An 11,523-nucleotide genomic window follows, 5' to 3' on the forward strand; every position below is an offset into this window, starting at 1 on the left:
ATGACTCTAAAAAACACTGAAAAACCAAGGCAAAGAGCACCGTCCAAGCGGTCTTTGGAGACGCGGGCGCGGATCATGGATGCAGCGGAATTGGTCTTTGCCGAACGGGGATTCGAAGGCGCCTCGATCCGCGATATTGCCGCTTTGGCGGGTGTGCAGATCGGCCTAGTGCACCATCACGGCGGTGGAAAAGAAGAACTTTTCTATCGCACCGTCGCCCGCCGCGCGGATGAACTGGCGCAGTTACGGGTCGAGACGCTGAACAAAGCTAGGGCCGAGGGGTCGCTGACATTGCACAGCATTCTGGACAGCTTTATCCGCCCTTATGTGGAGCTGGCTGAAACAGGTGGTCCGGGCTGGATGGCCTATGGCCGGCTAGTGGCGCATGTGTCCGTCGATCCAAGGTGGAGCGACATTGCGGCTGAGTGTTTCGATCCGACGGCCCAGCATTTTATCGCAGAGATTGCTACGCTTTATCCTGATGTTGATCCGGCAGTGTTGGCCAGTGGTCAGGTGTATACGGTTTCAGCCATGTTGGCGCATCTCAACAGCGGCTGGCGCGTTAGGGCGCTGTCGCAAGGTGGTGATCAGCCTGACATAGAGCCCTTGGTCGAGTTTTGCGCCGCAGGTATTGCAGCGATGGTCAAAGCCAGTCGAGGTTGATCGCCTTTCACTTCTGCTGCAGGTGATCAAATAGCATTGTGCTGAAAACAGAAGGCGATGTGCGCACGGCGCTGGGTGAGGCGAAAAACCCAAGCATTAGGATCAGCAATATCAAGGCCGCCGCTGCAAGACACGCCGCCGAGAGTTGAACGACTGAACGAACCATTGCGCAAATTCCTTATCTGTAAATCGAAAACTCGGCATCGCCCAACGCGTTAGCTGGACTTTGCCAATTCCTGCTTCAGTCGTTCATTCTCGGCCTGCAGCTGGGCCAGCTGTTGTCCAAGAGTGTTCAGATGGGGGCGCAGCTCGGCTTCGGTGAAGCGAGGGGTGATGTGACGCGGGCAATTCCAGTCCAGTGCCTCGACACGGATGATTGCTGCCCGTTCCGCCGGGGCCTCGGCCCCTTCGGGATACAAACTGGCTGCAGCGGCTTCGCCTTCAGTAAATTCGACACGCCCCAGGATCTTCAGTCGGCGCTGGTTGGCGTAATCCATCAGGATCATCGCGATCCGATCATTCCCATCCAGATTGCCGCGCGAGATATACTGCTTGTTGCCAGAAAAATCCGCATAGCCGATGGTCTGCGGCCCCAGCACTTTCAAAAACCCCACAGGACCACCGCGATACTGCACATAGGGCCAGCCGGTTTCAGACACCGTCGATTGATAGAACCCGTCACGTGCCTGAATGAACTCTTTCTCGGGCTCGCCGATCAAGTGGCCCTGCTGTGGCCCACTTTCGATGAACTTGGCATAGGTTTTTGCCGACCCCATACGCTCTTGATGGGCGCGGACGGCAGGGGTGAAGGCGCGTTCGGAAAAGGCACGGGGCATGATAATTCCTTTCAAAGACCCAAGTCTGACAGTCCGGGATGATCTTCGGGGCGTTCGCCTTGCGGCCAGTGAAACAGACGGTCATCTTCGCTGATCGGAAGATCGTTCAGCGAGGCGTGGCGATGCGACATGCGCCCGTCTTCGGCAAATTCCCAGTTCTCGTTACCATAAGAGCGGAACCAATGGCCGCTGTCGTCTCGCCATTCATAGGCATAGCGTACGGCAATGCGATTTCCGGAAAAGGCCCAGAGTTCCTTGATCAGGCGATAGTCCAGTTCCTTCCGCCATTTGCGCGTCAAGAAGGCGTGGATGTCGGCATGGCCAGTCAAAAACTCGGTCCGGTTTCGCCAATGACTGTCCTCGGTGTAGGCGGGCGTCACCCGGTCGGGGTCGCGACTGTTCCAGGCGTTTTCCGCCATCCGCACTTTCTGAGTCGCGGTTTCAAGCGTGAAAGGGGGCAGAGGGGGGCGAGACATAAGGCAAGAGCTTTCAGGCAAGTGATGCGGCCAGAAGGGCCATGGTCAGAAGGAACGGAACGTACTGAGGTGGAAAGATGCTGGCACGACGTTTCATCGGTCAAATCCTCTGGTGTACTGATCGGTTAACTTTCGATCTCAAAGTGTACCGATCTGTTAACTTTTGCAAGGGCAATCTTGAAAAAATTTCGGTTTGAGACTGTTGAAGTCAATAAAGTCTTATAAAATCAGTAGCTTGATTTGATGTTATTGCACTTTGCGTTTTGGGTTAATATGTACAGAACGGTACACTATGGAGCCGAATCATGCGCCCAAACAAACGGGACGAACTGGTGAGTAAGGCCCTGAAGGTCTTTTACCGCGATGGATTTCACGCGACCGGCATGGACAAGCTGGTGGTGGAAACGGGCGTGTCCAAAACATCGATGTACAAGCACTTCCGCACCAAGGAAGAACTGATCCTTGCGGCACTACGTCTGCGGGACGAAAACTTTCGCGATTGGTTCTTGAAACGCATCGATGAGATGGCAGAGACTCCGGCCGAGCAAATCCTTGTCAGTTTTGACGCTTTGAAAGAATGGTTCGAAGAAGATGAGTTCCGGGGGTGCATGTTCATCAAGGCAGGCGCTGAATTCCAGGACCCGGATCACCCGATCCATGTGCAGGCTGCCGAGCACAAGCAATTCCTGCTGGACCATTTCACTTCGGTTGCTGAACAGGCCGGTGCTCAGGATCCGCATAAACTGGCCTGCCAGATTGTACTTTTGCAAGAGGGAGCCATTGTCTCTGCCGTTCTGCTTCACCACTGTGATCCTGCGCGGGACGCCAAGGATGCGGCGAAAAAACTGCTGGCCTCGGCACTGAACTAAACCTGCTCAGCTAAACTTTTTCTGCTTGGATTGTCGGGCAATGAACGTTGCGTTGTTCCACTTCAGGACGCGGCGTCACACGCATTGGCGTGAATCGGACTGAGCGCTAGGCTTTAACAAAAGACTGTCTGGAGAGCGTTCGATGCCACTTTTCACTTCAACCGCAGCTTGGGTCACCGATGAACACCGCATGTTTGCCGACATGGCGGGCCGGTTCATGGATGACGAACTGACGCCGAATATCGAAACCTGGGTCGAAAACGGTGTGGTGGATCGCGACTTTTGGCGTAAGGCGGGTGAAACCGGACTTATGGCGGGAGCAATCCCCGAAGAGTATGGTGGTGTCGGCGGCGGCATGGGGTTCGATGCAATCACTGCCTACGAACAGGGCGCGCGTGGCGATGCCGGTTGGGGCTATGGCATTCAGTCGATTGTGACGCATTACCTCACCGCTTATGGCAACGAAGATCAAAAACAGAAATGGCTGCCTAAACTTGCCTCGGGCGAGATGGTTGGCGCGCTGGCGATGACGGAACCTAGCACCGGGTCAGACGTGCAGGCGGTGCGGACGACGGCTGAAAAAGACGGAAACTCTTATCGTTTGAACGGCTCGAAAATCTTCATCACGAATGGGCAGTCAGCTGACCTGATTATTGTGGCGACCAAGACAGACAAATCCGAAGGCGCGCGTGGTGTGTCTTTGATCGTGGTTGAAACCGAAGGGGCCGATGGCTTCCGCCGGGGGCGCAACCTTAAAAAACTGGGAATGAAGGGCAACGACACGGCCGAGTTGTTCTTTGAAGATGTCAAAGTGCCAATGACGAACCTGCTGGGAGCTGAGGAAGGGCAGGGCTTCTACCAGCTTATGAAACAACTGCCGTGGGAACGGTTGAACATCGCGATCATGGCGCTGGGCGCGATTGATTTCGCTATCGCTGAAACGGTGAAATACGTTCAGGAACGCAAGGCTTTTGGGCAACGGGTGATGGACTTCCAAAACACCCGGTTCAAGCTGGCCGAATGCAAGACCAAAGCCGAGGTTCTGCGCAGCTTCATCAACGACTGTATCGGAAAGCTGGAAGCTGGAGAGCTGGACGCGGCCACCGCTTCGATGGCCAAATATTGGGGTTCAGAGGTGCAGAACGAGATCATGCACGAATGTCTGCAGCTGTTCGGCGGCTATGGCTTCATGATGGAATATCCGATTGCACGTCTTTATGCGGATGCGCGCGTGCAGATGATCTACGGCGGCACCAATGAGGTGATGAAAGAGTTGATCGCACGCTCGATCGACGTTTGACGGTTTCCAAGGGGCTCACCTCCGTCGTCATCATTCCTGCCGGAATACCTTCTCCGGTTGGGCCTGCCAGGCGCGGGAAAAGCCCGCGACTGCGGGGTCTTTTTCGTCGCAGGCACGCTTTGACGTGCCCGCTTGCCAAGGGGGGAAAACGATATGATGATCCGGGCCAAAGACTTCAGAGGCCCGACGTGAACGATCCCGAAAATGCTCTGTGGCGCAGCACCTGTGCCGAGACTGTTTCAGCACCTCGCCTGACCGCTGATACTTCTGTTGATTTGGCGGTCATTGGCGGTGGATACACCGGATGTTCAGCGGCTTTGGAAGCTGCCCAGGCCGGTGCTTCGGTCTGTCTGCTTGAGGCGCAGGAGATCGGCTTTGGCGGATCGGGCCGTAATGTCGGTTTGGCCAATGCAGGGCTTTGGTTGCCGCCGGACGAAATCCGCGCGCATATCGGACAGGTGGCCGGAGATCGCCTGATTGATCTGCTGGCGCGGGCCCCGTCTGATGTGTTTGCATTGATCGAAAAACACAGCATCGCATGTGAGCCTGTGCGTAACGGAACCTTGCATTGCGCGCATTCCGCAGCTGGTTTGAAAAACCTTCAAACGCGCCACGCGCAGTTGAGCGCAGCAGGTGCACCGGTGGAATTGCTTTCGATGGATCAGGCGCGGGAAAGAACCGGTAGCGATGCCTTCCATGGGGCGTTGTTCGATCCTCGCGCCGGAACCATACAGCCGATGGCTTATGTGGTCGGATTGGCGCGAGCGGCGGCGCAGACCGGGGCGCAGATACACGGGCAAAGCCCGGTGCAGACCATGCGCCATGAAAACGGCCAATGGGTGCTGACCACACCGGGCGGGGTGGTGCGAGCCAAGTCCGTCATTCAGGCGACCAACGCCTATCACCTTGGCTTGCCAGTTACCGCGCCCGCCTATGTGCCGGTTTATTATTTTCAATACGCGACCGCTCCGCTATCGCATAACTTGCGCGCCAGCATTCTGCCGCAAGAAGAAGGGTGCTGGGATACCGGTTTGATCATGACGTCGTTTCGCCTGGATCAGGCGGGGCGCATGATTATTGGCGGCATGGGCGACCTTGGCAATGCAGGTCAGAGCGCACACACCGCCTGGGTCCGGCGTAAACTGGCAGAGCTTTACCCGCAATTGGCCGACCAGCCGTTTGAGCAGGGTTGGCACGGGCGGATCGCCATGACCTCGGACCATATCCCGAAGATCACGCAGATCGGTCCGAACGCTTTGGCCGCCCACGGGTATTCCGGTCGCGGCATCGGACCCGGCACGGTGTTTGGTCGCATGATGGCCGAGAGCCTTCTTGCCGAAGACCCGTCACGTTTACCTGTGCCCGCCGTGCCTGAGCATCGCGAAAGCTGGACACGCGTGCGCCGCGCCTTTTTTGAATCCGGCGCAGCGTTGACACATCTGATAAAGGCACGGTTCTGAGGTCAGACAGACCGGGTGATGCCGCCATCCACCCGGATATTCTGCCCGGTGATGTAGCCGCCCCCTTCGGATGCCAGCAGGGCCACGACCGAAGCGATCTCGTCGTAGCTGCGTCCATAGCGACCCATTGGAATGCGACTGCGGAACTCCTCTTTCTCGGGCAGGCTGTCAATGAAGCCCGGAAGAACGTTGTTCATGCGGATGTTCTCAGAGGCATATTTGTCCGAGAACAGCTTGGTGAAAGCGGCCAGACCAGCCCGGAACACACCAGATGTCGGAAATACCGGATCAGGTTCGAATGCGGCAAAGGTCGAGATATTGATGATCGACCCACCACCTTGCGCCTGCATGATCGGCGTCACCAGTCGCGTCGGACGGACCGCGTTCAGGAAATAGACATCCATGCCTGTGTGCCAATCGTTGTCCGTCAGCTCAAGGATCGGCGCGCGGGGGCCGTGACCTGCAGAATTGACCAGAACGTCGATGCGACCCCAATGGGCCATCGCCGCATCGACAAGCTTTTGCAAATCTTCAGTGGACTGGTTCGAGCCGGTCACACCGACGCCGCCCAACTCATGCGCCAGGGTTTCGCCTTTGCCCGAGGCGGACAGAATTCCCACCTTGTATCCGTCTGCAGCCAGTCTGCGTGCGGAATCCGCACCCATGCCGCTACCGCCGGCTGTGATAAGAGCTACTTTTTCCATCTGAAATCTCCTTTTTTCATTTGATTCCAAGATGGCGATCAAGGCCCGGTTTGACCAATCAGTTATGCTGGCTCTATGCTGTAGAAAATCTACAGGATCATGCCATGGCCGCCCTTCCCCCTCTGAACGCCTTGCGGGCTTTTGAAGCTTCTGCGCGGCATCTGAACTTTCGACTGGCCGCCGAAGAACTGGGCGTGACGCAAGGCGCCGTTGCGCAGCAGGTACGGGGGCTCGAGGCGCGATTGGGCGAGGTTCTGTTCGACCGTCTGCCACGTGGCTTGCGGTTGACGGAAGCCGGGCGCCGGTTTCATTCACCTTTACGCCGGGCTTTCAGGTTGATCGAAGAAGCCGTTGAAGATTTGTCTCCTGACCGCCGGGTCACATTGTCCGTCACGCCCAGCTTTGCATCAAAATGGCTGGTACCGCGATTGTCGGGGTTCACAGACCTGCATCCGGATATCTCGGTTCAAGTGGATGCACGCGAGCGCCTGGCAGATTTCAAATCGGATGGCGTGGATCTGGCGGTCAGGCAGGGCAGGGCGCCGTTTGGATCTGACCTGGTTGCCGAGCCATTGTTCTCAACCGAATTCGTCCCAGTGTGTAGCCCCGCCATTGCCGGACAAGTCACCCATCCCTCTGACCTGCTGGGCCAAGTGCTGCTCAATGACACCCATGGGCTGTGGCCCTTGTTTCTTGAGAGGGTGGGCGTAAACGGCAAGCCCCGAATGATGAGTTTCAGCCAGACCAGTCTTGCGATTGATGCCGCGCTCTCAGGGCAGGGGGTCGCGCTGGCCAATGCGCCGCTGGTCGCGCCCGAGGTTGCCTCGGGCCGTCTTGTCCGGCCGCTTGAGGATGTTTTGATCGAAGATCTTGGATTTTACATCGTCGCGCCGCGCCAGCCGCGCCAGCCGCAACTGGTTGAGATCATGCGCAGCTGGCTGTTGTCTCAGGTCTGAAGCGTGGTTGCGATTGCCTCGATCCGGGCACGCAACCAGCGGTGGGCAGGGTCATTTGCGGATCGCTGATGCCAGACCATGTAGATGGACACAGGCGGGCACTCGAAAGGCAGCGGGGCACAATCCAGAGTGGCGAGTGGCCCCTGTTTCATCAGCGCAGTATCGGTCGAGATCAGATTGCTGCCCCGCACAAACGCGGGGATTGCATTGAAATGCGGCAAGGTCACAACAGAGGGTCTGATCTGGCTTTGATCCACGCCACGCATGACCGCACGGGCGCTTCGGCCATCAGCAAAGCGCACCTCGACATGATCGCTGTTGCAATAGGCTTGCCAGGTGTCCGGCGGATTGCGTTGCGCGGCGTCGTAGAACACCATCAGAGGGCTGTTAATCAGCCGTTTCTGAAAGATGTCCGGCCCGTCGGGTGGAAGCGGAGTAAGCATCAACTGGCATCGGTCACTGCGCAGCAAGTCAGGTTCTGGTACTCCTGAGGGAATAAATTCCAATTGCAGACGCGCACCCTCGGCTCGGAATTCGCGCAGCAACCGTGGAAAGATCAACTCGCGCGGCATGTCATTGGTTGCGATGCGAATTTCCATCCGTTCAGACAACGGATCGAACGGCCGCTCGTCGGTCAGCGCGCGCATCCCGTCCAGCACGCTCTGCACCGGGTCTTTCAGGGACAAGGCACGCTCGGTTGGGGTCAGGCCCTGACCCGAACGGACAAACAGCGGATCACCCAACACCTGCCGCAGCTTGGCCAAGGTGTGGCTGATCGCGGATTGTGTGACGCCCAGTCGGTCCGCAGCTTTCGAGACCGAGCTTTCCTCGAGTATGGTCAGAAATGTGCGCAGGACTTTGCCGTCGAGGTCAGTGAAATCGATTTTGCTCATATCATTTATGATTAAGCATGAATGGTTTTGCTGTCCATGGCGGGTTAGGGGACGGGCAGCAACAGGAGGCGCATAATGGGAATCCGCTTTTTCTCGGATAAGAACCGGCCCGTTCATATGGGCCGCTATCCGCTGGAGCGTTTGGCCCGACAGGATGATATGCCAGACCTGTCGCTTGTGCCTTCGATGGCTGAACTGAGCTTTCATCGACCGGAACATCCCGACAGCATCGTCAACGCGATGGGCGAGTTTCAGGCGATGATGGACGCCATCCGCGACGGGTTGGTAAACCCGGTTGCGTCAGAGATACCTTCAGACCCGCAGGAACGTGCCGACCATCTGAAAGCGTTTGGGTATTTCAACGATGCGTCAATGATGGGCTGCGGGCCTTTGCCGTCGGCTGCTTTGCTGGCGCAGCCGCGCCGCAACCCGGATATCGACCGGCTTGCCCATGCATTGCGCACGCGACAAACCAAGACATTGGCTTCGGGCATCGACGTCATCATGGCCGATCTGAAAGACAGTATGGAAGCTGCGCCCGGGCCGATTGACAGCCACAAGCATAGCATCGTGTTTCTGTACGAACACAACCGCGACCCAGACCCGTCAGAACCCGGCGCAGACTGGATAACCGATGCGCAGGATCATCGCGCCTGTCTGCTGGCCACCGAGAATGCCGTGGTCATCGCCAACTATATCCGTCTGCTGGGTTATGACGCGCGCGCGCATAGCGTGATGTCCTCTGAGGTTGATTTGGGCAAGTTGGCCGTGGCCGCCGGGCTGGTCACAGTCGAAGACGGTGAATTGATTGCGCCGTGGCTGGGCACGCGATTTGGTCTGGCTGCCGTCACGACTGAGATGCCGATTGCCCATGACCGACCGCTCCGACCCATGGCGCAACAGCCGTGGTTCCGGACGCAAGGGCCAGCATGGTGGTTGGGAACGGGCTTTGCCAAGAATGCCCTGAACCGTGATCCGTATTCCAAACGACGGTACGTGGACGGGGCGCATCCATTCGAGAAACTCAAACGGGTCGAGACACCAACCACGTATATCGACGAAGAAAACGTCGCCCGCGTTCCCAAACGCGCTGACATGTTTGCCCGTGCGCAATTCGGGGATATGGGCAAATCGCTGCAGGATGCGGCAAAGGGCGGTTACTATGTCCGCAAGGCCGCGCCCAGCTTTGCCCAACGGCGTGCCTTGGGGGCCTTCGTGCTGTTGCAGGATGGCGAAAGCGCTGAGGCTATAAAACCAACTGACGCCCAAAGGAATGCGGCAAATGTAAAAGCGGCGACCTATTTCCTTGGGGTCGATGCGGTGGGCCTTAGCCGCTGCCCAGAATGGGCGTGGTATTCTCATGATGCGACGGGTGAAGAAATCGTACCGCCCCATGATCAGGCGATCAGCATGATCATCGATCAGGGCTATGAAACGATGGAAGGCGCCAGCGGTGACGACTGGATCAGCGTTGCCCAGTCCATGCGTGCCTATCTGCGCTTTTCCCTGCTTGGGGGCGTGATTGCACAGCAAATCCGCAACCTTGGCTATAAGGCCAAAGCGCATACGGTGATGGATGGTGAAGTGCTGCAACCTCCGTTGCTGTTGCTATCTGGTCTGGGTGAGGTCAGTCGGATCGGGGAAGTGATCCTGAACCCTTATCTCGGCCCGCGACTGAAGTCCGGGGCTGTGACCACCGATATGCCGATGGAGCATGACAAGCCGGTTGACTTCGGCTTGCAGAGCTTTTGCGAGTCTTGCAACAAATGCGCGCGCGAATGTCCGTCGGGTGCGATCACGGCCGGGCCGAAGCTGATGTTCAACGGCTATGAAATCTGGAAATCCGACAGTCAGAAATGTGCGACCTATCGTGTGACAACACCGGGAGGGGCGATGTGTGGGCGGTGCATGAAAACCTGCCCGTGGAACCTTGAAGGCATCTTCAAGGAACGGCCGTTCCGCTGGGCCGCGATGAACATCCCCTCTGCCGCGCCTGCATTGGCCAAGCTGGACGATGCGGTCGGCAATGGCGGTCTGAACGACATCAAGAAATGGTGGTGGGATATCGAGCTGCAGCCGGACGGTTCCTATCGCCCCACAACGCACCCGTTGAACCGGCGTGACCTGCAAACGGATCTGGACCTGAAATACGAAGATCAGACGCTGGCTGTCTATCCTGCTTATCTGGCCCCGCACCCGTGGCCCTATCCCTTTGCCATGGATCGAGAGGCCGGGATTGCGGCCTATGAGGCCATGGTGACCGCCAACGAGTACAAGGCGCGCAAGGCCAGCGGGGATGTGTCGGTCATCCACCGCTATCAGATCAGCGGTGATGCACCGGTGATGCGGGTTGCCGTGACCAAGGTCGATAAGATGACTGCTGATGTAACGAAGTATGAATTCTCAACGCTGGACGGTGCGCCCCTGCCGGGATGGACAGCGGGCGCACATCTGGACGTATTGGTCGCACCGGAATACCTGCGGCAATATTCGATGTCCGGCGATCCGTCAGACAGGTCGACCTATCAGATCGGCGTGCTGCGCGAGGATGAGGGGCGCGGTGGTTCGGCGTTGCTGCACCGTATCTTCTCTGAGGGGCGCAAGGTTTTCATTTCAAAACCCATTAACCATTTCGAACTGGACGAAACGGCAACCAAGACCTTCCTGATGGGCGGTGGTATCGGCATCACTCCGATGATCGCCTTTGCCCATCGCCTGCACGCCTTGGGTCGAGAGTTCGAGTTGCATTACTCGGCTAGCACGCGGGGCGGGGCGGGGTATCTGGAGGATCTAGCTGCGATGCCGTGGGCAGATCACGTGCATTATCATTTCTCAGATGAAGGTACCCGCGCCGATTTGGATGCGGTCCTGTCTGGATACAAGGAGGGTTGGCATGTCTACACCTGCGGGCCGGATCGCTACATGGATGGGGTAATGCAAGCGGCAGAACAGCAAGGCTTCCCCGAAGAGGCCCGGCATCTAGAATACTTTTCGGTTCCCGAACAACCCGAATATGAGAACCATCCGTTTGAGCTCAGACTGGCACGGTCCGGGAAGACGCTGACCGTACCAGCAGACAAGGATGCGGCGCAGGTTTTGAACGAGGCGGGTTTTCATGTGGATGTGAAATGCGCAGACGGCATCTGCGGCGTCTGTAAATGCGGTGTTATCTCGGGTGAGGTCGAACACCGAGATTTCGTTTTATCAAAGAAACAGCGCGAAGGGGCCATGATCCTGTGCCAAAGCCGCGCAGCAGAAGCCGATGGGGTGATCGAAATCGATCTGTGAACCCTAACCTTACGTGACATTTGGAGCGCTAATTTTAGTCGCTCGGCCCATAGACGCCGGGCGAGGGGTGAATTAACG

10 protein-coding genes are annotated in these 11,523 nt (G+C 57.5%); 6 read left to right on the forward strand and 4 right to left on the reverse strand.

The window, feature by feature from the left end:
- On the forward strand, positions 1-663 hold the full coding sequence (locus tag GOV91_RS11890) for a TetR/AcrR family transcriptional regulator (RefSeq protein ID WP_171235661.1): 663 nt from the start codon (positions 1-3) through the stop codon (positions 661-663).
- Between the two features lie 215 nt (positions 664-878).
- Here GOV91_RS11890 and GOV91_RS11895 read toward each other — a convergent pair whose 3' ends face one another.
- Positions 879-1,499 (reverse strand): pyridoxamine 5'-phosphate oxidase family protein, encoded by a 621-nt coding sequence (locus tag GOV91_RS11895; protein ID WP_171235662.1) that lies wholly within the window; start codon positions 1,497-1,499, stop codon positions 879-881.
- Between the two features lie 11 nt (positions 1,500-1,510).
- Positions 1,511-1,975: a nuclear transport factor 2 family protein gene (locus GOV91_RS11900; RefSeq protein ID WP_171235663.1), complete on the reverse strand. Its 465-nt coding sequence runs from the start codon at positions 1,973-1,975 to the stop codon at positions 1,511-1,513.
- Positions 1,976-2,280: 305 nt separating this feature from the next.
- Here GOV91_RS11900 and GOV91_RS11905 point away from each other — a divergent pair, with 305 nt between their 5' ends.
- From GOV91_RS11905 to GOV91_RS11915, 3 genes are all read left to right on the forward strand, one after another.
- Positions 2,281-2,844, forward strand: a complete 564-nt coding sequence (locus GOV91_RS11905; RefSeq protein ID WP_171235664.1) for a TetR/AcrR family transcriptional regulator — start codon at positions 2,281-2,283, stop codon at positions 2,842-2,844.
- Positions 2,845-2,986: 142 nt separating this feature from the next.
- Positions 2,987-4,144 carry an acyl-CoA dehydrogenase family protein gene (locus GOV91_RS11910; protein ID WP_171175986.1) on the forward strand — a complete coding sequence of 386 codons (1,158 nt, stop codon included), beginning with the start codon at positions 2,987-2,989 and terminating at the stop codon, positions 4,142-4,144.
- A 188-nt stretch (positions 4,145-4,332) separates the two neighbouring features.
- Complete coding sequence (locus tag GOV91_RS11915; protein ID WP_171235665.1) at positions 4,333-5,604, forward strand: FAD-binding oxidoreductase; 1,272 nt, start codon at positions 4,333-4,335, stop codon at positions 5,602-5,604.
- Between the two features lie 2 nt (positions 5,605-5,606).
- Here the strand turns inward: GOV91_RS11915 and GOV91_RS11920 are convergent, their stop codons facing one another.
- Positions 5,607-6,308, reverse strand: a complete 702-nt coding sequence (locus GOV91_RS11920; protein ID WP_171235666.1) for an SDR family oxidoreductase — start codon at positions 6,306-6,308, stop codon at positions 5,607-5,609.
- A 104-nt stretch (positions 6,309-6,412) separates the two neighbouring features.
- Here GOV91_RS11920 and GOV91_RS11925 point away from each other — a divergent pair, with 104 nt between their 5' ends.
- Entirely contained in the window at positions 6,413-7,264 is an 852-nt protein-coding gene (locus GOV91_RS11925) for a LysR substrate-binding domain-containing protein (protein ID WP_171175980.1), read from the forward strand.
- Here GOV91_RS11925 and GOV91_RS11930 read toward each other — a convergent pair.
- The gene (locus tag GOV91_RS11930) at positions 7,255-8,157 is read right to left on the reverse strand and encodes a LysR family transcriptional regulator (protein WP_171175978.1); all 903 of its coding nucleotides are present in this window, start codon (positions 8,155-8,157) and stop codon (positions 7,255-7,257) included. The genes GOV91_RS11925 and GOV91_RS11930 overlap by 10 nt on opposite strands.
- Positions 8,158-8,232: 75 nt before the next feature.
- Between GOV91_RS11930 and GOV91_RS11935 the strand changes: the two genes are divergently transcribed.
- Entirely contained in the window at positions 8,233-11,445 is a 3,213-nt protein-coding gene (locus GOV91_RS11935) for a reductive dehalogenase (RefSeq protein WP_171235667.1), read from the forward strand.
- Positions 11,446-11,523: the final 78 nt, after the last annotated feature.

Origin of the sequence: Ruegeria sp. HKCCA6837, assembly GCF_013034475.1 — a bacterium.
Classification (GTDB): domain Bacteria; phylum Pseudomonadota; class Alphaproteobacteria; order Rhodobacterales; family Rhodobacteraceae; genus Ruegeria.

What these genes read in the sequence shown, in the direction of transcription:
- GOV91_RS11890 (WP_171235661.1), top strand. Translation starts at nt 1, where the DNA reads ATGACTCTAAAAAACACTGAAAAACCAAGGCAAAGAGCACCGTCCAAG.
- GOV91_RS11895 (WP_171235662.1), bottom strand. Translation starts at nt 1,499, where the DNA reads ATGCCCCGTGCCTTTTCCGAACGCGCCTTCACCCCTGCCGTCCGCGCC.
- GOV91_RS11900 (WP_171235663.1), bottom strand. Translation starts at nt 1,975, where the DNA reads ATGTCTCGCCCCCCTCTGCCCCCTTTCACGCTTGAAACCGCGACTCAG.
- GOV91_RS11905 (WP_171235664.1), top strand. Translation starts at nt 2,281, where the DNA reads ATGCGCCCAAACAAACGGGACGAACTGGTGAGTAAGGCCCTGAAGGTC.
- GOV91_RS11910 (WP_171175986.1), top strand. Translation starts at nt 2,987, where the DNA reads ATGCCACTTTTCACTTCAACCGCAGCTTGGGTCACCGATGAACACCGC.
- GOV91_RS11920 (WP_171235666.1), bottom strand. Translation starts at nt 6,308, where the DNA reads ATGGAAAAAGTAGCTCTTATCACAGCCGGCGGTAGCGGCATGGGTGCG.
- GOV91_RS11925 (WP_171175980.1), top strand. Translation starts at nt 6,413, where the DNA reads ATGGCCGCCCTTCCCCCTCTGAACGCCTTGCGGGCTTTTGAAGCTTCT.
- GOV91_RS11930 (WP_171175978.1), bottom strand. Translation starts at nt 8,157, where the DNA reads ATGAGCAAAATCGATTTCACTGACCTCGACGGCAAAGTCCTGCGCACA.
- GOV91_RS11935 (WP_171235667.1), top strand. Translation starts at nt 8,233, where the DNA reads ATGGGAATCCGCTTTTTCTCGGATAAGAACCGGCCCGTTCATATGGGC.